The organism is Nitrospira sp. CR1.1, assembly GCA_014055465.1.
Classification (GTDB): Bacteria; Nitrospirota; Nitrospiria; order Nitrospirales; family Nitrospiraceae; genus Nitrospira_A.
On sequence record WIAF01000007.1, the window covers coordinates 189877 to 211440 of the forward strand.

18 protein-coding genes are annotated in these 21564 nt (G+C 58.9%); 7 read left to right on the forward strand and 11 right to left on the reverse strand.

What is annotated here, in order from left to right; all coding sequences use genetic code 11:
• Positions 1-3: 3 nt before the first annotated feature.
• Together tsaD and GDA65_13860 are read right to left on the reverse strand one after the other, a co-directional pair.
• On the reverse strand, positions 4-1074 hold the full coding sequence (gene tsaD / locus GDA65_13855; protein MBA5863776.1) for a tRNA (adenosine(37)-N6)-threonylcarbamoyltransferase complex transferase subunit TsaD: 1071 nt from the start codon (positions 1072-1074) through the stop codon (positions 4-6).
• 246 nt (positions 1075-1320) lie between these two features.
• Complete coding sequence (locus tag GDA65_13860) at positions 1321-3750, reverse strand: AAA domain-containing protein (protein ID MBA5863777.1); 2430 nt, start codon at positions 3748-3750, stop codon at positions 1321-1323.
• Positions 3751-4036: 286 nt separating this feature from the next.
• Between GDA65_13860 and GDA65_13865 the strand changes: the two genes are divergently transcribed.
• Positions 4037-4897, forward strand: a complete 861-nt coding sequence (locus GDA65_13865; GenBank protein MBA5863778.1) for an NAD(+) kinase — start codon at positions 4037-4039, stop codon at positions 4895-4897.
• Positions 4898-4912: 15 nt separating this feature from the next.
• Here GDA65_13865 and GDA65_13870 read toward each other — a convergent pair whose 3' ends face one another.
• The 4 genes from GDA65_13870 to GDA65_13885 all read right to left on the reverse strand — a co-directional run bounded on the left by GDA65_13870 (position 4913) and on the right by GDA65_13885 (position 10014).
• Positions 4913-6262, reverse strand: a complete 1350-nt coding sequence (locus GDA65_13870; GenBank protein MBA5863779.1) for an NAD(P)-binding protein — start codon at positions 6260-6262, stop codon at positions 4913-4915.
• Positions 6263-6465: 203 nt separating this feature from the next.
• On the reverse strand, positions 6466-7920 hold the full coding sequence (locus GDA65_13875) for an aspartate ammonia-lyase (GenBank protein ID MBA5863780.1): 1455 nt from the start codon (positions 7918-7920) through the stop codon (positions 6466-6468).
• Between the two features lie 215 nt (positions 7921-8135).
• Positions 8136-8591: an Hsp20 family protein gene (locus GDA65_13880; protein MBA5863781.1), complete on the reverse strand. Its 456-nt coding sequence runs from the start codon at positions 8589-8591 to the stop codon at positions 8136-8138.
• A 289-nt stretch (positions 8592-8880) separates the two neighbouring features.
• Complete coding sequence (locus GDA65_13885) at positions 8881-10014, reverse strand: citrate synthase (GenBank protein MBA5863782.1); 1134 nt, start codon at positions 10012-10014, stop codon at positions 8881-8883.
• A 219-nt stretch (positions 10015-10233) separates the two neighbouring features.
• Between GDA65_13885 and GDA65_13890 the strand changes: the two genes are divergently transcribed.
• Both GDA65_13890 and GDA65_13895 read left to right on the forward strand, forming a co-directional pair.
• Complete coding sequence (locus tag GDA65_13890; protein MBA5863783.1) at positions 10234-10488, forward strand: hypothetical protein; 255 nt, start codon at positions 10234-10236, stop codon at positions 10486-10488.
• Positions 10489-10527: 39 nt separating this feature from the next.
• A complete protein-coding gene (locus GDA65_13895; protein ID MBA5863784.1) occupies positions 10528-10875 on the forward strand; it encodes a hypothetical protein in 348 nt (115 codons plus the stop codon).
• A 78-nt stretch (positions 10876-10953) separates the two neighbouring features.
• Here GDA65_13895 and GDA65_13900 read toward each other — a convergent pair whose 3' ends face one another.
• Positions 10954-11331, reverse strand: coding sequence for a hypothetical protein (locus GDA65_13900; protein MBA5863785.1), 378 nt, complete (start codon positions 11329-11331; stop codon positions 10954-10956).
• A gap of 102 nt (positions 11332-11433) precedes the next feature.
• Between GDA65_13900 and arsC the strand changes: the two genes are divergently transcribed.
• Both arsC and GDA65_13910 read left to right on the forward strand, forming a co-directional pair.
• On the forward strand, positions 11434-11784 hold the full coding sequence (arsC, locus tag GDA65_13905; protein ID MBA5863786.1) for an arsenate reductase (glutaredoxin): 351 nt from the start codon (positions 11434-11436) through the stop codon (positions 11782-11784).
• 88 nt (positions 11785-11872) lie between these two features.
• Positions 11873-12097 (forward strand): hypothetical protein, encoded by a 225-nt coding sequence (locus GDA65_13910; GenBank protein MBA5863787.1) that lies wholly within the window; start codon positions 11873-11875, stop codon positions 12095-12097.
• A gap of 29 nt (positions 12098-12126) precedes the next feature.
• On the opposite strand, the gene rnd is transcribed toward GDA65_13910, so the two are convergent.
• From rnd to GDA65_13930, 4 genes are all read right to left on the reverse strand, one after another.
• The gene (gene rnd, locus GDA65_13915; GenBank protein ID MBA5863788.1) at positions 12127-13332 is read right to left on the reverse strand and encodes a ribonuclease D; all 1206 of its coding nucleotides are present in this window, start codon (positions 13330-13332) and stop codon (positions 12127-12129) included.
• Positions 13333-13335: 3 nt separating this feature from the next.
• On the reverse strand, positions 13336-13965 hold the full coding sequence (locus tag GDA65_13920; protein MBA5863789.1) for a DnaJ domain-containing protein: 630 nt from the start codon (positions 13963-13965) through the stop codon (positions 13336-13338).
• Between the two features lie 113 nt (positions 13966-14078).
• Complete coding sequence (locus tag GDA65_13925) at positions 14079-15338, reverse strand: hypothetical protein (GenBank protein ID MBA5863790.1); 1260 nt, start codon at positions 15336-15338, stop codon at positions 14079-14081.
• A 142-nt stretch (positions 15339-15480) separates the two neighbouring features.
• On the reverse strand, positions 15481-16923 hold the full coding sequence (locus GDA65_13930) for an NAD-dependent malic enzyme (protein ID MBA5863791.1): 1443 nt from the start codon (positions 16921-16923) through the stop codon (positions 15481-15483).
• Between the two features lie 576 nt (positions 16924-17499).
• Between GDA65_13930 and GDA65_13935 the strand changes: the two genes are divergently transcribed.
• A complete protein-coding gene (locus GDA65_13935; GenBank protein MBA5863792.1) occupies positions 17500-17724 on the forward strand; it encodes a hypothetical protein in 225 nt (74 codons plus the stop codon).
• Between the two features lie 147 nt (positions 17725-17871).
• Positions 17872-21561 (forward strand): DUF255 domain-containing protein, encoded by a 3690-nt coding sequence (locus tag GDA65_13940; protein MBA5863793.1) that lies wholly within the window; start codon positions 17872-17874, stop codon positions 21559-21561.
• Positions 21562-21564 lie beyond the last annotated feature (3 nt).

Below are 21564 nucleotides of genomic sequence, written 5' to 3' on the forward strand. Positions count from 1 at the left end.
AGGTTAAGATGGGTGGCGGACGGCGCCGCTCCCCGACCAGACCGGCAATGCACAGTCGGGCATAGCCTCGCAGTCGAAAGACGCGACGTTGCCTTGAAGGAGCGCTCGCTGCCCTGCAGTGGCAATCATGGCCGCATTATCGGTGCAGTACGAAAGTGCCGGAAGCCCCAATTCAATCCCCTCCTTGACGGCTCGCTCGGCCAAACGAGCGCGAAGCCGCGAATTGGCCGACACGCCGCCCACGACGGCGAGCGCGGATACCCCCGCACGTTTGACTGCGGCGAAGGCCTGGCCGACAAGCACATCCACGATCGCCTCCTGATAGGCGGCAGCCAGGTCGGCCTGTTGTTGGGCAATCGCATCAAGACTCATGTCCCGGAGGTGATACAGCAGCGCGGTTTTGAGCCCGCTGAAACTGAAATCAAACTGGCCCGTTCTGACGCGTGAGCGGGGAAATCGCACGGCCGTTGGTCGCCCGTTCCGGGCTGCGGCATCGATGAGCGGCCCGCCCGGGTACCCGAGGCCGAGCATCTGCGCGCCTTTATCGAAGGCCTCGCCTGCGGCGTCATCGATGGTGCGTCCCAGGAGGTGGAATCCGCCTTTCTCTTCCGCGTGGAAGAGATGCGTGTGCCCCCCCGATGCAATCAGCACAACGCAGGTTCTCGGAAATGCCGGGCGGTTGATCCAGGCCGACGCGATATGCCCCTCCAGGTGACTCACGCCGACCAGCGGAATCCCCAGAGCATACGCCGTGGATTTGGCATAACTGAGGCCGACCAGAAGGGCGCCTGCCAGACCAGGCCCCTGCGTGACGGCGACGGCTCGCAAATTTCTCCAGCCAAGACCTGCTTCGTCAAGCGCCCTGCGAGTTACCTGGTCTATATTCTGAATATGCGCCCGCGACGCGAGTTCCGGGACCACTCCGCCGAATCGTTCGTGCACGGCTTGTTGCGACGAAATGATGTTGGAAAGAACCTGTCCGTTCCCATCAAGAACGGCGGCGGCAGTTTCATCACAGGAGGTTTCGATGCCGAGGATGGGACCGAGGAGTGTTGCCGAAGTAGCCCTATTCATATGGCGGACAGGCGCAACCTTTCCGGAATGACAAGCCGTTTGATCGGCTGTGATGACAGTGATGAGTCACGTGGACTTATGGCAAGGAGCCTCGGGAGTCAACCTGCTCGGTACTGGATGAATTTCGCAATTCACTCCATCGTGAAAAACGACAACCCCCGGATCCGGTTGGGACCGCGGGGGTTGCCGGGTAGTGTACAGGATCTCAAATATCAATCGATCCTATTGTGACAGGCGCTCGTGAGGTTACACGCCCGCCATGGCTTCCTGTTCGATGAAGGCCGGCGCGCCGTCGCGGAGGACGACTTTGATTTTCCGGTTGTCCTTGAACCGGCCCTTGATGAGCTCTTCGGACAGCGGATCGCCGATGGCCCGCTGAATGATGCGCCGCATGGGGCGCGCGCCGTACAGCGGTTCGTATCCTTCCTTGATCAGCCACTGTTTGACCTCATCATCCACCTCGATGCTGACGCTCTTGTCGATGAGGCGGAGATTCAGCTCGTGCAGCAGAATATCCAGGATATGGATGAGGTGTTCCTTCTCCAGTGAGTGGAAGACCACGATCTCGTCGATGCGGTTCAAGAATTCCGGGCTGAAGGAGCGGCGGAGCTCGCCCATCACTTCATCCTTCTTGCGCAACGCTTGTCCGCTCTTTTCGTCGTTTTGGAATCCTAGCGAGACTCCTTTTTGAATCAACTTGGTGCCGATGTTGGACGTCATGATGACGACCGTGTTCTTGAAATCGACTTTTCTGCCTAAGCTATCGGTGAGCACGCCGTCGTCCAACACCTGCAACAGGACGTTAAACACATCCGGATGCGCCTTTTCGATTTCGTCGAACAGCACCACGGAATAGGGCCGGCGGCGAACTTTCTCCGTCAGCTGGCCGCCTTCCTCATACCCGACATAACCGGGAGGCGCCCCGAAGAGCCGCGAACTGGTGAATTTCTCCTGGTATTCGGACATATCAATCCGGATGAGCGCATCTTCGCTATTGAAGAGGAACTCCGCCAGAGTTCTCGCCAACTCCGTTTTTCCGACTCCGGTCGGACCGAGGAAAATAAAGGAACCGATGGGTTTCTTTGCTTCCTTGAGCCCGGCCCTGGATCGACGGATGGCGCGAGCAACCGCCGAGATGGCTTCGTTTTGCCCAATGACCCGCTTGTGGAGGAATTCTTCCATGCGGAGCAGTTTATTGGATTCTTCTTCTTCCAGCTTGAAGAGCGGAATGCCGGTCATTTTCGACACGACATACGCGACTTCTTCCTTGCCGATGGTCGGTTTGTGCTTTTCCTGGTTCTTCTTCCATTCGCGCTTGGACTCGTCGAGCAGTTTCCGCAGACGCTCTTCTTCCTCCCGGTGACGAACAGCTTCTTCGAAATTTTGCATCGAGATGGCCAGTTCTTTTTCCCGCGAGATCTTCTTGAGCTCCTGCTCCAGCGCTTTGAGTTCGGACGGAAGCGCGTAGGTCTGCAACTTCGCCCGGGAGCCGGTTTCGTCGATCAGATCGATGGCCTTATCCGGCAGGAACCGGTCGGTGATGTAGCGATCCGCTAACTTGACCGCCTCCACAATGGCGTCTTCGGTGATCTCTACGCCATGGTGTTCCTCGTACCGATCACGCAAGCCCTGAATGATGCGCACCGTTTCATCTGTGCTTGGCGGTTGCACATGAATGGGTTGGAAGCGGCGCTTGAGGGCCCCGTCCTTCTCAATGTGCTTGCGGTATTCGTCCAGCGTCGTGGCGCCGATACATTGAATTTCTCCGCGCGACAACGCCGGCTTGAGCATATTGGAGGCGTCGATCGAACCTTCAGCAGCGCCGGCGCCGACCAGCGTGTGCAATTCGTCGATGAAGATAATAATGTTGCCAGCCTGCACGATCTCTTTCATCACCACTTTCAAGCGCTCTTCGAACTGGCCGCGGTATTTGGTGCCGGCGACCAGCGAGCCCAGGTCCAGCGCGATGACGCGACGGGACAGCAAATTGTCCGGGACTTCCGACGCGATGATGCGCTGCGCGAGCCCTTCGACAATGGCCGTCTTGCCGACGCCGGATTCCCCGATGAGTACAGGATTGTTCTTCGAGCGTCGGCTGAGGATCTGAAGCACCCGTTCGATTTCATCCGCCCGTCCGATGACGGGATCCAACTGCCCCTCTTGGGCGAGTTGTGTCAAATCACGTCCGAACTCGTCGAGCGCCGGGGTGTTGCTCTTGCGGTCCCGCTCGCGAGGGGCGGACTTCCGCAGGAAGGTCACCGTGAGCTGCCTGGCGGTCAAGAGGTTGGCGCCAAGACTCCGCAGAATCTTTCCGCCGATGCCTTCCTCTTCACGCAGAAGTCCGAGCAATAAGTGCTCACTGCCGATATGGTTATGACCGAGGAGCCGGGCTTCTTCCACCCCGTACTCGATGACTTTCTTGACCCGCGGACTGAAAGGAATTTCTCCGAAGGTCATTGTCGTGCCGCCGCCCGGTAGGTTGCGCTCGATTTCGAGGCGAATCTGTTCGGTCGAGAGGCCCATTTTTTTCAGGATCATCAGCGCAATCCCATCCGTCTCGCGAAGGATGGCCAACACCAGGTGCTCGGTGCCCAGGTAATCGTTCTGATGGCGCTCGGCTTCTTCACGTGCCAGGATGATGATCTTGCGACCCTTGTCCGTGAACCGTTCGAACATCCCGCCTCCTTATGGTGATGGGGCCTGTAAGAGAAGCCTTAGCTGAGTGAATAGATGCAGGTCAAAGGCTCGAAAATACTGATGTTGTGATTCTAACTACCACAATATGGGGTGTCAAGGTATTGAGCGAATCGCGGACGACGCGCTGCGATTGGGGAAACGCGCGCTTGGGAGACCTGGCGTCGCAGGATTATCTTGCGCGCCGGTTTGACAGTAAAAGAACCATCCCGATACAATCCCGCACCTTTCAACCGGCTCCTCATCTCAGCGCGACGCGGTCTCACGTATGAAAAGCAAGAGCATCGGCATTCTCACCAAACCCAAATTTCCTGAAGTGAAGGCTACGGTGCAAGCCGTGGTGAGTTGGTTACGCTCGCGGAACATCGACGTGCTCCTGGATACGACTTCGACGACCTTGCTCGGAGAACAGGGCGGGTTTCAAAAAACTCAATTAGCCAGCAAGGCCGATGTGCTGCTCGTTCTGGGGGGCGACGGGACGATGCTCAACGCGGCGCGATTGGCCGGCGAACGCGGCATTCCAATTCTCGGAGTCAATATGGGCGGCCTCGGATTTCTGACCGAAGTCGTCCTGGAGAATTTGTATCCGTCCCTGGAGCGCGTGTTTGCCAATGACTTTGTGCTCGATGAACGGTTGATGCTGAGGACGCACGTGCACCGGCACGGAGAAACAGTTGCGCGAGGGGTCGTGTTGAACGACGTGGTCATCAGCAAGGGCACTCTGGCCAGGATGATTGAACTCAAAATTGCCATTCAAGGGCAGTTCGTCACGAACCTGCGCGGCGACGGTCTGATCATTAGCACGCCTACGGGGTCGACGGCCTATTCGCTGTCAGCCGGAGGACCCATCATCAATCCTGCCGTCCCGTCATTGATCTTAACGCCAGTCTGTCCGCATACGCTGACACATCGCCCATTGATCGTGCCGGCCAGCGCGGAAATCGAAGTCGTGTTGACCAGCAAAGATGACGGGGCGATGGCAACGCTCGATGGCCAGGTCGGTGTGGCCCTGACTCAGGGCGACACGGTGGAAATTCAAGCCTCCGAGCACCTGACCAGGCTGATCCGATTTCCAGAGAGCAGTTATTATGAGGTGTTGCGGGAAAAGCTGAAGTGGGGCGATGGCTAAATAGAAGCGGGCGCGTTAGACGCGCCCGCGCTCGATGTGAGACAGCATATCGGCGTTCGACGCAAACTTGAATTCTCCGATGGCATCTGGCGATGTGGCGTGAGCTTTCTCCACCGTATCCAGCACTTTCAGGCCGTCGAGGTCGACTGGCTTGCTCTTCCGTTCTTTCAGGATCGCGTGCAATTTTGACAGAATCTGGTCTACCGGAGCGCCGGATTGTGAAGACTTGGTCGTCAGGTAGCGCGAGATCACTTCCGCGCACCAGTCGCCGTCCCGCTTGGCGATGCCCACAAGACCTTCACTCGCCTTGCGCGCCCATCCGGCGAGAAACACTCCGTCCACCACCTGCCCTGATTTTTCATCATAGGCCTGAAACAACGAATCGTCCGGATCATTGCCGGTCTTGGTCGGATTCGTGACGTACACGCCGTTCTTGTAGGGCAATCCTACCGTGTCATCTACCCGATCGCCCACGGCGAATACGACGCTGTCCACCGGGAACTCATACAGCTGTTTGAGCCCCACCGCGGCAGTGTCTTCGCCTTTCGGTTCCAGCTTATTTTCTTCCATCTCGAGGGCGCGCACACGGTTGTTGGCATCAACGAGGACGCGCTTCGGCGAAGCGAGAAACCGGAATCCCATTTTGGAGGAACTATCTGTCGACTCGCACTTCGTAAATTCCGCCGTCAGGCCGGCCAGGACTTCGTCGGCATTTTGTCCGACTGCCGCCAGCCGTTCTTTGATGCGGGCGAATTCTTTGGCGATGCCATCGTGATCCATATTTGAGCAGACGGCTCGAATCTCTTTTGGATTATATTTGCGCTCGACGGGACCGCGGCGGGCAATAGCGGTCACCCGCTCCACTTTCTTGTAGCGAATCAGCCAATGCGCGATATCGACCATGACGTCGCCCACCCCAATAATGGCGACATGTTTGCCCATGTCGAACGGACGATCACCGAAACCGGGCAGGCGATTGAAGTGATACACCACATCCTTGGCATGGAAGACGCCTTTGGCGGAATCACCTTCGACGCCGATCGCTTTGGTGCCCTGGGCGCCGATGGAGAAGGCCACGGCACAGGCGCCCAATCCGCGCAACTCCTCGACCGTCAGATCCTTCCCCTGTCCCACCGAGACGTTTCCAAAATAATGCACATTGGGCTGTTCGAGCATCTCCCAATACTGTTTTTTCAAACCGCCGCGCAGTTTCAACTTGCTGGGGAAAATCCCATACTCGGCCAGTCCGCCGAACTTGATGTCCCGATTGAGTATGATGACCTCGTGGCCCGCATCCGCCATCTTTTTTGCCAAGGCCATTCCCGCAGGGCCTGCGCCGACAACAATGACTACATGTCCGCTCATTATCTATCCTTCAATCTATATCGACAATGGATGAATCGTGGTCACAGGGACCCTCCGCGGATCGTGACGGTCAGACGGCTAAAGTCCCCAAAATTTTTCGCACGTTAGCATAGGGCTCCTCGGGCTGTCAAAAGCCGAGCGCAGCCGGCGGTGTGCTCCTGCCCTGCTGACACGAAATTCCGGCGATCCGCTTTGCCCGCTCTCTACCCGCCTGCGCTCCCGACCGGTCCTCCGGCCTGAGTCATGCGCCAAGGATCAAGCAGTTGAGTGAGTCGCTTTTCAGGCAAAACGTTTTGTTCTCGAGCCACCTGGCGGACGGTCTTGCCGGACTTATATGCGTCTTTGGCCAGTTTTGCGGCGGCTTCGTAGCCAATGACCGGCGCGAGTGCTGTGCACATGGCCAGGCTTTCCTCAATGAGGCTCTTGCAGCGCTCTTCATTTGCCTTGATGCCCGCAATGCACTTCACAGCAAAGTTTGTCGAAGCCGTCGCAAGCAATTCGATAGACTGCAGCAGATTGTAGGCCATCACCGGCAACATCACGATCAATTCAAAGTTGGCGGCCTGCCCCCCGACCGTGATGGTCACGTCATTGCCGATCACCTGAGCGCAGACCATGGTGACGGATTCTGCAATCACGGGGTTCACTTTGCCCGGCATGATGGAGGACCCCGGTTGGGTTTCCGGCAGATTGATCTCGCCGAGGCCGCACCGCGGACCGGAACCGAGCCAGCGGATGTCGTTCGCAATCTTCATCAGGCTGACGGCCAAGGTGCGCAATGCCCCGCTCGCTTCGACCAGTGAATCTTGCGCCGACTGTCCTTCGAAGTGATTAGCCGCTTCCTTGAAGGTGCACCCGGTTTCCTTTGAAATAAGCGTCATCACCTTGCCGGCAAATTTGGGGTGACAGTTCAGGCCAGTGCCGACCGCAGTGCCGCCGAGAGCGACTTCGGACAGGGCCGCCTGTGCCTGCTTCATCCTGGCTATCCCCAGTTCGATTTGCCTGGCGTAGCCTCCGAATTCCTGCCCCAATCGGACCGGTGTCGCATCCTGCAAATGCGTGCGGCCGATCTTGACGATCTTGTCGAATTCGCGCGCCTTGCCGCTCAGCGCCTTATGGAGTTGGGTCAGCGCGGGAATGAGTTGCCGCTGGATGGTTTCCGAGGCGGCAATATGAATGGCGGTCGGAATGACGTCATTGCTCGATTGGCCGAGGTTCACATGGTCGTTCGGGTGCACGAGTTTGCTGCCTCTGGCGCCGCCGAGCAGTTCCGTTGCCCGGTTTGAGATGACCTCGTTCGTATTCATGTTCGTGGAAGTGCCGGAGCCGGTCTGAAAAATATCCACCGGAAATTCGACATCCAAACGACCGTCGACGACTTCGGTCGCGGCGCGAATGATGGCGTCTGCCGGTTTTTTGTCGAGCAGCTTCAGCGAGTGATTGACTGAGGCGGCGGCGCGTTTGATGAGTCCCATCGCCCGGATCATGGCGCGAGGAATGCGCAGCGAACTGATCGGAAAGTTTTCGATCGCGCGGGCCGTTTGCACCCCGTAATAGGCGTTGGAGGGGACCGGGAGTTCCCCCATCGTGTCGCGCTCCATGCGCGTGGCGGTCGTCGCTGATGCGGGGCTCTTGGGCATGCGCGAAGCGTTCTTCATCGTTGAATCTCCTCGAATGACTGGCGGTTGAGCTGCTTGACGCGCGCATAATAAACGCTCGCCCTTCAGAAGCACAAGCGTGGCCTTGAGCAACCGCACGATGGGCGATTGGTCAAGGACCGTTCGGAGGGGAATGGGTGGCAGGTGACGCGATGAAAAAAAGAAAAGGCCCGCCGGGGGGGCGGGCCTTGCTTCCTGACCGGGACGCACTCTGCTCAGCCGATTTTCACATCGATCTGTTTCGGTTTCGCCTTTTCTGATTTGGGCAGGTGCAGGTGCAGCACGCCATCCGTATATTCAGCCTTCACCTTGCTCTCGTCCACTGAATCGGGAAGTGTGAAACTCCGGACAAACCGGCCGTACGACCGTTCGATCCGATGATACTTCTTCGCCTTCTCTTCCTTCTCCTGCTTCCGCTCGCCCTGCAACGTAAGGACTCCGTCTTCGACCGTCACCTTCACGTCTTCTTTTTTGATCTCGGGAAGCTCGGCCTTGATGGCATATTCGGCTTCGGTTTCGCTGATGTCGACCGTCGGCGCCCAATCGGTCACCGTCATCACTTCCTTGCCCTGGGTGGCGGTTTGAGCGGCTCCCGGTCGTGTGATCATCCGGTTCAGCCGGTCGGACATTTCTTCCAATTCCCGAAATGGATCCCATCGTACGATCGCCATTGTGGAACCTCCTTGTGTGGATGTCTTGATGGTCTTCACTTGAGCCATCCTACTTACAATAGGGGAGGTAATCTCCGCGCCGGCGAAGTCAAGGGCGCGGCCTCGAGAGTTATGGTCGTAGCCGGGGCCTTGACATTGGAACCCTCGGCATTATTTAGTAGCCCCCTTCATACAGGAGACATTCGCCATGTTGGAATTCATTTCCTATGCATTGCTCGGCGTCATCATGATGGTTACGTCCGTGGTGTTGTGGTGGTTCATCGGCCGAACCGAATAATCCGCCGTCAGCCTATCGTCGATCGATCGGCACGTAATGCCGATCATGTTCCCCGGAATAGATCTGATCGGGCCGGTAGAGTTTGTTTTCCCGCAATTGCTCCAGCCAATGCGCCAGCCATCCGCTCACCCGCGCCATGGCGAAGAGCGGCGTAAACAGATCGACCTCGATGCCCATCTTGTCGTAGATGATGCCCGAATAGAAATCGACGTTCGGGTAAATGCCCTTTCCTTGTAAGTGTTCGCCGGCGAGTTGTTCCACCGCCACCGCGACCTCATAGAGCGGAGACGTTCCGCAGACATTGAACAGTCGCATGCAGAGATCCTGCAGCACGGTTGCGCGAGGATCTTTCACCTTATAGACGCGGTGTCCGAATCCCATCAATTTGTGTTTCCCCTTGAGACGCGCATCCACCGCCGCGCGGGCCTGCGCCGGAGTGCCGATTTCTTTCAGCATCGTCACCACTTCTTCGTTTGCGCCTCCGTGCAACGGGCCTTTCAGGGCCCCAATCGAGGAGGCCACAACGGTATACGGATCAGCCAGCGTGGAAGCCGTGACCATGCCGGCGAAGGTCGAGGCGTTCATGGTGTGTTCGGCGTGGAGAATCAGGCAGTCATCAAAGACCTCGCTCCACAGGGGATGCGGGACGGTTTCCGTCAGCATGTACAGAAAGTTCTCGGCAAAGGGCAGATCGTCCCGAGGAGGAATATATTCGTCCCCACGCCGCAGCCGCGCCCAGGCCGCGACGATGGTGGGCAGTTTGGCGATCAGGCGTACCGCCGACCAGTAGTTGTTGTCGACATCCTTGACGTTGCGGCCCGGGTAAAACATGCCGAGCGCCGCCACCGCCGCCTGCAAGGCGTCCATCGGGTGCCCATGTTCAGGCATGACCTTCAGCAGGTCCACAATGCGGAACTTGATCCGCCGGTGGTGGGTGACGTCATCCACCCACCGCGTGAGTTCAGTTGCAGTCGGCAGCCGAGCGAACAAGAGCAGGTAACTGGTTTCGAGAAAGGACGAATGCTGACACAGTTCCTCCACCCGAATGCCGCGATACTCGAGCACTCCTCGCAGTCCATCCACGTCGCTGATCGCTGATTTTGCGGCAGGAACACCGGCAAGACCCGGCATGAAGTCATGCGGCATAGAGTCTGTCTCCTCTCTTCAACAATTCTATGGGGCATCACGCGTGATGCGATGGATTCCACGAACGGCCCTCGCGTCCCGGGTTCCTGAGGGGGGGGGCCGCATGGCGTCAGCTTATCACGATCGATAGGATGGACTCAGCCGTCACCTTGAATTGAGCGGAGTCGCTTGGCATACTACCTCGAAACACGTATGACGGTCGACTGTGGAGAATACACTGTGAGGCGACTCGCGCGAATGCTTCTGCTGGCCGGGCTGTTGGCGGCAGGCGTCGCGCTGGTGATGCTGCAGGTTGGGGAGCGGCCGGATGCGCACGAGAATGCCGCCGCCTCTCCGGGATCACATCGGGCGGGACGCAGCACCTTGAGTCATGGAGGCCCGGCTGCCGGGGCCGTTCCCGGCAATTCCGAACGGCTGCCTGCCAGCGGAAGCCACGAGCCGTCCACACAGTTTCCACCGGCAACAAAGAGGTAAGGCATGAGCTGGTTCCGTGGAATGGCGCTAGGAATGCTGATGGTATCTGCCCTAAGTATCACGGCCCGGGCTGATGACGACCAGATCTTCTTTGCCGTCGTCAGTGAGGTGCCGAAAGATAAAACGCGCATTTCTGCGAAAGTCCTCCAGGACAGCGCCTCTTCCGACATGAAACTCATTCCGAGCGAGACGGTGATCACGAATCCCGTCTGGCGCACGTTGGAAGTCTGTCATGCCCTCAAGATCGAGGGCGTGAAGATCGGCGAGGGCTTGAAGGTGATGTCTGCGCGCGTGTTGGATGCCAGCATGTTGCCGATGGCGCTACAAGGATTCGCGGGCGATTGTCTGATTAAGAAGGCCGTGGAGATTGCCCCGTTCGCAGAGTGATATGAAACGGCGGTTAGTCGTGAGTTTGAAGTCACGAGAGGGGCCTCGCGGCTCAGGCCTGAGGAGTCACCACATTCGTCAGGACTGACAGTCCTGGCAGGTTGTCGGCTCTTCCTCCCTGTCGCATTCATCAGCCGTGAGGGGGAAAAATTGCTCGCAGAGTCCGCAGGTGCGGATCTCGAAATAGGCGATCCCCTTGTCATCGATATCCGTGGGGAGCAGCAGTTCGAGCGGATCGTAGCCCAGCCGGACGTCGTCTTCGAACCGGATGATGGCCAAGCGGTCGTTGAAGACCTCAAACGTGGCTTCTTTTCCCTTCCGCTCCAACCGATGCCCCACGACAAACACCGGTTGGCCTTTGCGTTTGGTGCGCAGATCTTTCAAGGTGCGCTGCGTGGCGGTGGCGCAGGCGAATTTGCCGGTCTGATCGCTGGTGTCGGTTCCAAAGATGGGCATCGGTGGTGACTATCGTGTTGAGATGAATGTCGTGTGTCCATGTAACACAGGTGAAAAATTTGCGTCAAGGGAACCCTGTTATGAGGGAGAAAGGCTGACGGCATGCCGGAGATCACCATTTATCAGAAACCCACGTGTTCAACTTGTCGAGAGGCCGTGCGCCTGGTGCGGGAGAGCGGGCAGCCGTTCACGGCGGTCAATTATTACGAACAACCGTTCACGAAGAGCCGGCTCAAAGACCTGCTGAAAAAGGCCGGCCTCTCGGCGCGCGACGTGTTGCGCACGAAAGAAGACCTCTATAAGTCACTGAAGCTTGCCGATCCCTCGCTGAGCGAGGACTATTTGCTCGATCAGATGCTTGCGCATCCTGATTTGATCCAGCGGCCCATCGTTGTCAAAGGCGACAACGTCATGCTGGCGCGCCCGGCCGATACGGTGACGGAGTTGCTCTGAACGATCCGGCTGAGACGATCGCGGAGACCCAGCCCGCAGTGGCGGGACGGTGAGATGGGGGGAGGCAGAGGTGTTTGCATCTAGCTCGATGGAACGGGTGTCACTGCTGGGGCGGGTTGTGCAGCGTCTGAATCTTCGATTTCCATCCCTGTTCGTGGTATTCGCCTTCCTCACCTTGGCGGATCTTATCGTTCCTGATGTGATTCCGCTGGCTGACGAAATCGGGCTGGCGCTGTTGACGCTGTTATTGGGAATGTGGAAAGACCGTCGCTCGCTCCATCGGGAGGGGCCTGCTCGCGGGGCATCCCGGTGATAGGCCACCTCTTCTCGATGTCTGCGTGTTTATGGATGGTCCAAATGTCCGAAACGGAGCTTGCCGATGTGCGGGTCGATCCACACTTTGAGATTCCCCGATAAGACGCTGAGCAGCGTTTCTCCCACCAGTTGACGCCGCCATCCCCGCAGAACCGGAATATCGATTTCTTCCACCGGCGAGGCGCGTTCGACCAGGGCCTGCAAATCGCCGGTCGTGGCGATCAGGGTCGGCGCGATGTTCTCCATTGCGGCGCGGGACTTCAGCACGGCCTGCAGAAGTTCTAGCACTCCCGTGGATTCAGGATCCGGCTTTCGGTCTCGCGGCACCTCCGGCCACTCGGACTCCGGCCGCGCCAAGGCTTGCTGCATGGTGGAGAGCAGCGCCTGGCCGTTCCGTTCGACTTCCGAGGAATACATCCCGCGCATGCCGCGAAGTTGATCAAGCGTGCGTGGCGTTTGGCGGGCGAGCTGCACCAGCACCTCGTCGCGCATCACGCGTCCCCGCGGGACATTGCGGCGCCGGGCTTCCCCTTCACGCCAGGCGGCCAGATCGCGCAGAACGCCGGCGGCGCGCGGTTTAAGACTATCCCATCCGCGAATGCGTTGATATCGCTCCTGCGGATCGCGGGCTTGAGCGCCGAGTGAGATCTCCAGGCGGGAGAACTCTTCATCCACCCACTGTAGCCGCCCCATGACGGTCAGCTTTTGCCGCAGGTGCCGGTGGACGGGCAGCAGAAATGTCACGTCGTCGAGGGCATAGACCAGTTGTTCCCGGCTCAGCGGGCGCTGGCTCCAGTTGGTGAAGGTATGGGCTTTATCGAGTTTCACGCCTTGCACCCGCTGCACCAGGTTGGCGTAGGCGGTTTGCGCGCCGTACCCGACCATCGCGGCGGCAATCTGCGTGTCGAAAAACGGCTTCGGCAGCCGCCCGGCATGGTGCGCAAACAGCTCCAGATCCTGACGACCCGCGTGAAGCACCTTCTCGATGCGGGTGTCGCAGACGAGCTCCCAGAACCGCGTCATGGGCGCGCTATCCTGCACGGCGGGGAAGTCGATGACGGCCGCGACCCCTTCCGCCGCCACCTGGATGAGTTCCAGGCGCGGAATGAAATGGTCTTCCCCCATGAATTCGGTGTCGATGGCGATCACCGTACTCTCCGCCAGTTGGTCGCACAGGCGGTCAAGCATGTCCTCGGACGCAATCACAGTCTGGTCTGGTTCTACAATAGCCATGGATTACTCGGTAGGACGATATTCCGCCCCGCGTGAAATCGGCGGTTCGGTGTTGCTCAGGCTCAGGTACTCTTTCAGAAACTGATAGGCTTCGAGAATGCGCCGGAGTTCAGGTTCGGAGCTGCGGTCTCCATTGCGGGCATCGGGATGCAATTCTTTGGCGCGTTGACGAAAGGCTGTGGTGACATCTGCGAGGGACGTGCCGAATTCCAGCCCCAGCAATTGGTACGCGTCGTAGGCGTTCGTGACTTCGCTAGACGTGCCGGTGGGATTTCCCTCCCCTCCCGCGGCTTTCAAGAAATCGGCCAGGTTGATTTTTCGCCGTCGCCTTCGCGGGCGCTCACGTATTTCGCTGTCCAGTTCATCCCAGCGATCCTCCACGAACTCCAGGCGCGATTCCAATCGAATGGCCCCGGACACATCCTTCACCAGGTCCAATTCGTCTTCAATCTGCCCCAGTGAACGTTCGATTTCTTCCAACGCCGGTTCGACCCGGAAATAGCTGTCGACCCGTTCCTGCATCATGAAATCGACGGCAAACTCCATGCTGTCGATATTCTTGGCGCGCAACATGCCGATCCGGCGCCGCATGCCCCGCTGATATTTGAACAGGCGATTGGTTGAAAATGCCACGAGTCCTCGTTAGGCGCGCCTTCGCAGGCCTAAGGCCCAGTTGGCCGCATCTTAGCACATCACTTTGGGCCGCGATAAGAGTCGATTGTTCGATTCGTGGCTGCGGTCACCGGCTACAGACACCAGAACATGACGGCGGCGATCAGCGTGGGTGGCAGCGCGGCCAGGAAGAGTCGGAACGGGTTGACTGTGTCCTCATCGCAATAACTTCGCAAGATGGCCACTCCAGCCGGATTTGGTGCATTGGCAATAATGGTCAAGCCGCCGCCCGTGACGGCGCCTGCCACCAGAGCATACTTAAATCGATCCGAGAGTCCATCCACGAGGGATCCGAGATAGGTCAGCGCCGCATTGTCGGTGAACGCAGTAAGAATGGTTGCCCCTACGAAGACCGTATCGGGGCCCATGCCCAGCAGGATTGGCTGCAGCCACCATTGCTGTTGCCCACCCAGGACCACCAAGCCCGCCAGGAAAAACGCCACGAGCAATCCTTCGCGGAGAATCAGACGATCCTGGTACTGTTCATAGGCCTGCGCGATTCCGAGAAACAGCAGCAGTATCCCCAGGAACATCGCGGGATGGTGGGCGAATGCAACCACCATTGCGAGCAGGGCAAGGTGCGTCACGACCAGAGCTAGCGGTGCCCGGTCGTGCTCCCCTTGATCGATAGCGGTCGGGAGTCGGCAGAGTTCCCGACGGAAGATTATGGTCGCGGCGAATGCATTGATCACCACGGCCAGAGTGGCTTTCCAGCCGAACATTTCCATCATGAATCCAAGGTCCCAGTTCCAGGCGCCGGCGACCATCAGCACGGGCGGCGCAGCGAACGGGGTGAGCGTTCCACCGATGGACACATTCACGAAGAGCACCCCTAAGGTGGCATATTTCAGCCGTGTGGATAGGCCATAGCGAAAAAATGCGTCACGCAACAGCAGTGCTCCCAATGTCATGGCGGCCGGTTCCGTGATGCAAGATCCTAATAGCGGAACAAGTGTCAGAACGGTGACATAGACGGACATGCCCTGCGGAAACGGGATGGCGCCGCTGACGATCCGGACCCCGGTCATGGCGGTTTGTAAAATCGGCCTGGTTCCGGCGATGACCATGATTGCGAAGACGAACATGGGTTCCGTAAAACTGCGGGAGTCGAGATACTCCGTTGCGGCGGCTGCGCCGTCGGTGACGAACATGATGATGATGAGCACAAAAGCCCAGAATCCGAACGCAATCTCTACTTCACCCAGCAAATGCCACAGCCCGGCGTGTGTGGGTCTGGTATGCGCCAGATGTTCGAAGAAGGTTGTCGCAAACGTGTGCAAAATTGCGACAGCGAACAGCAGGGTTCCGATCAGCTGAATGGTGGTTGGCGTCACTTTCGTTTCCGGGTGGTCATCACTGTGCAGATGCGTGGCGAAGATTCAACGGCGCCGGCATCAGGCGTTGGCCGTACTGTACATGGATTGTGCGTATGGCGCCAATGGTCACGAAAATGAACTGGGGTGAAGGGGGCTCGGGTCAGCGCGGGTCGTCGTCGATTTTAGCCCGGCGTCGGGCGACACCGGTCGCGCGGGCGGCGGCGGCCACGGCCTTGGCCACGCGCGGCACCACGTCGCGACCGAAGACGCTGGGGATGATGTAGTCTTCCGACAGCGCCTCGGTCGGAACACATTCCGCAATAGCCTGAGCCGCAGCCAGTTTCATGGCCTCGTTAATCTCGCTGGCTTGGACATCGAGGGCTCCCCGGAAAATTCCCGGAAACGAGAGGGCATTGTTGATCTGATTGGGATAGTCGGAGCGGCCCGTGGCAAAAATGCGCGAGGCTTCATCGCCGATCTTCGGGTCGATTTCGGGATCGGGATTGGCCATGGCGAATACGATACGATCGGGGTTCATGTTGTCGAGATCAGCTTTCTCGAGCACGTTGCCTACGGAAAGGCCGATAAACACATCGGCGCCGCGTAAGGCGTCGTGGATGGTCCCGCGCGGCTTGTCGCGTCGGATACACGTCTGAAGGTCGGTGCGGCAGGCGCGAAGTTCCTCTGCCTCCCCCACTAAGACAATCCCTTCCCTATCGCATCCGACCAGATGACTCGCTCCGGCCGCCAGCAGGATGCGGCAGCAGGCGGTTCCTGCTGCACCGAGGCCGTTCACCACGATGCGCACGTCGTCCATTCGTTTCCCGACGACCTTGAGTGCGTTGGTCAACGCTGCAAGCAGGACCACGGCAGTGCCATGTTGGTCGTCGTGCATGACAGGAATATCGAGGGAGGTTTTGAGCGCGCGTTCGATCTCGAAACAGCGCGGGGCGCTGATATCCTCCAAATTGATTCCGCCGAACCCGGGAGCGATGCCGTGGACAATGCGGATGATTTCCTCCGGGTCCTGCGTGCTGACGCAAATCGGCCAGGCGTCGATGCCGGCTAACTCCCGGAAGAGCATCACCTTCCCTTCCATCACGGGGAGCGCTGCCGCAGGGCCGAGGTTCCCGAGCCCCAGCACGGCGGACCCGTCGGTGACGACGGCCACGCTATTGCTCTTGCTGGTGAAGGCATAGGCTTTCGACGGATCTTTGGCGATAGCCTTGCAAACCCTCCCGACGCCGGGTGTGTAAATCATGGACAACACATTGCGGGTCGTGACCGGGACTTTGCTCTGAACCCTGATTTTCCCACCCAGGTGCAGGAGGAAGATCCGGTCCGACGCCGAGAGGACATTGACCTCTGGTAGCGCTTCCAGGTGTTCGAGCACCCGGTCGCAGTGCGCCTCATTCTGCACATCGAAGGTAATGTCCCTGATCATGCGTTCCGCATTGGCTGATACGATATCCACGGCTCCAAGATTCGCCCCATCCTCCGCGAGCAGGGCGGCCACTTTCGCGAAGATGCCGGGTTTGTTGAGGAGTGCGAGGCGGACGGTGAGGCGATAGTTCGAGTAAGGGCCGATGTCGTCGGTGGTCATAGACTAGCTCTGCGAACGTGAGGAGCACTCAGCAAGAGTGTATCACAGCGCGGCATATCAGACGCTCTGCGAACGTAGCGGCTCCCGAGATCATACACCTCGTCTGACTGCTGGCTGCATAGCACGGCGCATCGCCCGTGTGTCGGGGGATGTTCTCGTGGAGCGGCGTAGGCCATCTGTCTGACAACAGGGCGACTCTTTTGAATCCGCCTTATTCATGAGCGCTTCTGTCGCATGTGCCGATTCACGGCTGCGACGGGCCTTCGGACGGCGGGCTCTCCCCCTCTGTCCCTCAACATCCTGCACGGGTACGCCACGGGTCCCCTCGGCTCCGCGAGCCGGTCTTGCAAAATGACGCGGCGATTGCATGACGAACCGGTATGAGTCAGGTGGCTAAGGCCTTAAAATAAAAGGAACATCACCCAGTTTCTGAGGGTGGGCAGAAGTCCCGCGGGCGGAATGTCCTGCTGCTGAAATATACGCAAAGAGTTTCGTTGACTTTTTTTGACAGGTTGGCTACCCTCGGGCGCCCTTGTGGTGGGCACTTATATTCTCAACCTTTCAAGGAGGGGTTCCATGAAGCGTGCTCTATTCGCATTCGTAGCGGCAGCTATTCTCGTTGCGTTCACCGCTCCGTCTTTCGCCGGAGATGACAAGAAGAAGGAAGAGAAGAAGGGCGGCCACTTCTCCCAGACCCTCTTCGGTGACGACAAGAAGAAGGAAGAGAAGAAGGGTGGACACCTGTCCCAGACCGTGTTCGGCGAAGAGAAGAAAAAGGACGAAAAGAAGGGCGGCCACTGAGCCCCGCTTCCGACGTTCAGTCGTAGGATAAAATTGGCTCGCGATTCCGGATGCCGGCGCGGGCCAATTTTTTATGCCCTCTGCGCCCTCCCTGCTCGACTCCCCGTTTCATTGACCCGTTAAGTTAGCCCGTGTTACGGTTCGCGAATGACTGAACACCACGCGAATCGCACAGCCAATCGCCTCGTTCGAGAAACCAGTCCCTATCTGTTGCAGCATGCGTACAATCCCGTGGATTGGTATCCCTGGGGGCCTGAAGCCTTGGCCCAGGCCGCGAAACTGAGGCGGCCGATCCTGCTCTCCATCGGCTACTCCTCCTGTCACTGGTGCCACGTGATGGAGCGGGAGTCGTTCGAAAATGCGGCGATTGCCGCGTTGATGAACCAACACTTCATCTGCGTGAAGGTCGATCGCGAAGAGCGGCCAGATCTGGATGAAATCTACATGCAGGCGACCTTGGCGCTGAATCGGAACCAAGGCGGCTGGCCGATGACCGTGTTTCTCACTCCGGACCAGAAGCCGTTTTTTGCCGGCACCTATTTCCCTCCCACGGATCGCTACGGACGGCCGGGCTTCCCTACGCTCCTGAAGAAGATCGCCGAGTACTGGGAAAAGGATCATGACGGCGTGGTTGCGCAGGCGGTGAATCTGACGGCGCGGCTTCAAGAGGGGGCTCACGCTCCTTCACCGACGACGGTCGGCGAAGCGGAACTCGATGTGGCCGTGACCCAGTTTGCGGAAGATTTTGACGCGAAACTTGGCGGGTTCGGCGGGGCGCCGAAGTTTCCACCGGCCACGGGTTTGTCGTTGTTGCTCCATTGTTATCATCGGACGAAGGACCCCCATACCCTCACTATGGTGCGGACCACGCTGGATGCCATGGCCGCCGGCGGAATCTACGATCACATCGGCGGCGGGTTTGCCCGGTATTCCACGGATGAGCGCTGGCTGGTGCCGCATTTTGAGAAGATGCTCTATGACAATGCGTTACTGGCGCGCGTCTATGTGGAAGGCTACCAGGTCACGGCAGATGAGAATTACCGCCGTGTTGCTTGCGAGACGCTGGACTATATCCTCAAGGAAATGACCTCGCCTGAGGGAGGGTTTTACTCCGCCACCGATGCCGATTCCGAGGGCGTCGAGGGGAAGTTCTTCGTGTGGACGCCGGAAGACGTGCGAGCGGCGGTCGACCATGATGAAGATGCTCGCCGCATCTGCGCCTATTACGATGTGACGTCGGCCGGCAATTGGGAACACACGAATGTGCTCCATACCGCGAAGAGCGTCGAGGCCGTCGCCAAAGAATTGGGGATCAGCGCCGGCGAGTTGCGGGACACCATCACGCGCCTGAGACCTAAACTTTATGCAGCGCGCACGAAACGGATTGCGCCGGGGCTCGATGATAAGGTCATTACGGCCTGGAACGGGATGATGATCAGCGCCATGGCGGAGGCCGGACGGGTGTTTGGCCTGCCGCGGTATCGCGAAGCCGCCGAACGGGCCTGCGATTTTCTCCTGAAGACGCTCTCCACATCGGATGGCCGGCTCTTGCGGACCTATCGTGCGGGTACGGCCCACTTGAATGCGTACCTGGAAGACTATGCCTATTTCGCGGAAGGATTGATCGACACCTATGAAGCCGGGGGCGAGGAGCGTTATCTGCTCGCGTCCGTTCGCCTCGCCGAGCGGATGCTGGCGGATTTTGCCGACAGCCAGCATGGCGGCTTCTTCACCACCGCCACCGGGCATGAGGCGTTGATCATGCGCAGCAGGGAAAGTCCTGACGGAGCCACACCGAGCGGGAATGCCGTGGCTGCCTCCGTACTCGGGCGACTGTCCTATCACTTTGCGCGGGAGGAGTTCCGGCAGGCCGCGACCGCGGCGGTTCGAGCGTACGGGCGTCAGATTGCGCGCTATCCACGAGCCTTTGCCAAGAGTCTGATCGTCGTCGATCTCCTCATGAACGGTCCCGTGGAGATCGCGCTGGTCGGTCGGCCCGGGGAGTCCGGAACGCAGTCCTTGCGCGCCGCCGTCAATGGAACCTATCTTCCGAACCGCGTGCTGGCCTACCGCGACCCAGGACAAACCGAAACACACCATCCGCTGTTGCAGGGAAAGACTCTGGTCAACGGAAAGGCGGCGTTGTACGTGTGCCGGAATTTCGCCTGCGGCCGGCCGATCACCGATCCAGCGGAATTTCCCGCCCTGCTCGATCCTACACCACAGGCGTCACTGTCTCCCACGTCTGAGCAAAAGGTGCTACGCGGGATATTATGCCCTGGCCATGCAACCGTGCAGGGAACGGCGGCCTATGCTGCGCGAAACATCCACGACGGCAACGAGGCCCTGGCCAATGGATTCGGTCTCTTCGGTGCGACGGGCCTGACAGTCAATCGATTGGGTTTCGGAACCTATCGGGTCGGACAACGCGAGGGCGAGCATCGCGAGGCGTTACGCACCGCGCTTCGCCGGGGCTGCAATCTGATCGACACCTCGACGAATTACATGGATGGTGAGAGCGAACAGCTGGTCGGGTCGGTCCTGCGGGACATGATGCGCGCAGGTGATCTGGCCCGTGAAAGCGTCATCGTGGTGTCGAAGATCGGCTATGTGCAGGGTCAGAATTTGACGCAGGCCCAGGCGCGGGAAAAATCGGGCAAACCCTACCCGGAGATGGTGAAGTACGGCGACGACATCTGGCACTGCATCCATCCGGATTTTCTGGCGGATCAATTGACGTTGTCCCTGGACCGGCTGGGGTTGGCTACGCTCGATGTGTGCCTGCTTCACAATCCGGAGTATTTCCTCTCTCATGCGACGCGTCTTGGCGGGAATGAGCCGCGGGACCTGTCTGTCTTGCGCAAGGAATTCTATGCCCGACTGCAACGGGCATTCGAATATTTTGAGACGCAAGTTCAGGCGGGCCGATTGTGTGGGTACGGCGTCTCGTCGAACACGGCCACCTCGCCTCCCGACGATCCGGGCGCCACCTCCCTCTCTTGGATGATCGATGCGGCCAAATCGGCGGCCACCACCGTCGGAACCGCGTCGCATCACTTTCACGTTCTCCAATGTCCGATGAATCTGTACGAGTCCGGCGCCGCGCTGATCAAAAACACCGGAACTCACCACGGCAGCACGCTGTTAGAGGAAGCGATGCGGGAACGGATCGCCGTGTTGGTCAATCGTCCATTAAATGCCATGCCTGTCCAGCGGGGCGGCGTTGTCCGGTTGGCGGATGTGCCGGTGCCGCCCCCGGAGGCCGAATGTGAGGCACAGCAGCGCAAGGTTGCAGCCTTAGAAGAAGAATATCGCAGCAGTCTTGCCCCCGCCGTGGCCCATAGCGGGCAAGGGATGCTTCCCGCCGACTTTTTCCGATGGGCCGATGAACTGACGCGCATACGGGGTCAGGTGCAAGGATTGGAGCATTGGGAACAAATCGAACAACAAATGATCGCGCCGCATGTGAACCAGGTGCTTCGCGCGCTGGCGGAAGCCTTTACCGGCACTGTGGCTGAACAGTGGGAGTCCTGGCGGGATCGGTATGTGCCGGAACTGCTGGCCCTCTTGCGAACCCTGCATCGGGAGGCCTCCGAAAAAAGCCGCCTGCGTTCGGATGAACTCCATCGAACCCTCAATCCGCTCTTGCCGGATGAACGGCGCACGGCGACCTTGTCGCAGAAAGCGCTGTGGGTGCTTGCCAGCACGCCGGGTGTCACATCCGTGCTCAACGGTATGCGTACGCCCGCCTACGTGGAAGATGCGCTACACATTTTGCGGTGGCCACCGTTGCCGGATTGGAAACCGGTCTACGATCGTTGTGCCGGGAAGAAGTAACTT

Excerpts from the sequence above, each read along its gene's own strand:
- tsaD (MBA5863776.1), bottom strand. The coding sequence starts at position 1,074 with ATGAATAGGGCTACTTCGGCAACACTCCTCGGTCCCATCCTCGGCATC.
- GDA65_13860 (MBA5863777.1), bottom strand. The coding sequence starts at position 3,750 with ATGTTCGAACGGTTCACGGACAAGGGTCGCAAGATCATCATCCTGGCA.
- GDA65_13865 (MBA5863778.1), top strand. The coding sequence starts at position 4,037 with ATGAAAAGCAAGAGCATCGGCATTCTCACCAAACCCAAATTTCCTGAA.
- GDA65_13870 (MBA5863779.1), bottom strand. The coding sequence starts at position 6,262 with ATGAGCGGACATGTAGTCATTGTTGTCGGCGCAGGCCCTGCGGGAATG.
- GDA65_13875 (MBA5863780.1), bottom strand. The coding sequence starts at position 7,920 with ATGAAGAACGCTTCGCGCATGCCCAAGAGCCCCGCATCAGCGACGACC.
- GDA65_13880 (MBA5863781.1), bottom strand. The coding sequence starts at position 8,591 with ATGGCGATCGTACGATGGGATCCATTTCGGGAATTGGAAGAAATGTCC.
- GDA65_13885 (MBA5863782.1), bottom strand. The coding sequence starts at position 10,014 with ATGCCGCATGACTTCATGCCGGGTCTTGCCGGTGTTCCTGCCGCAAAA.
- GDA65_13895 (MBA5863784.1), top strand. The coding sequence starts at position 10,528 with ATGGTATCTGCCCTAAGTATCACGGCCCGGGCTGATGACGACCAGATC.
- GDA65_13900 (MBA5863785.1), bottom strand. The coding sequence starts at position 11,331 with ATGCCCATCTTTGGAACCGACACCAGCGATCAGACCGGCAAATTCGCC.
- arsC (MBA5863786.1), top strand. The coding sequence starts at position 11,434 with ATGCCGGAGATCACCATTTATCAGAAACCCACGTGTTCAACTTGTCGA.
- GDA65_13910 (MBA5863787.1), top strand. The coding sequence starts at position 11,873 with ATGGAACGGGTGTCACTGCTGGGGCGGGTTGTGCAGCGTCTGAATCTT.
- rnd (MBA5863788.1), bottom strand. The coding sequence starts at position 13,332 with ATGGCTATTGTAGAACCAGACCAGACTGTGATTGCGTCCGAGGACATG.
- GDA65_13930 (MBA5863791.1), bottom strand. The coding sequence starts at position 16,923 with ATGACCACCGACGACATCGGCCCTTACTCGAACTATCGCCTCACCGTC.
- GDA65_13935 (MBA5863792.1), top strand. The coding sequence starts at position 17,500 with ATGAAGCGTGCTCTATTCGCATTCGTAGCGGCAGCTATTCTCGTTGCG.
- GDA65_13940 (MBA5863793.1), top strand. The coding sequence starts at position 17,872 with ATGACTGAACACCACGCGAATCGCACAGCCAATCGCCTCGTTCGAGAA.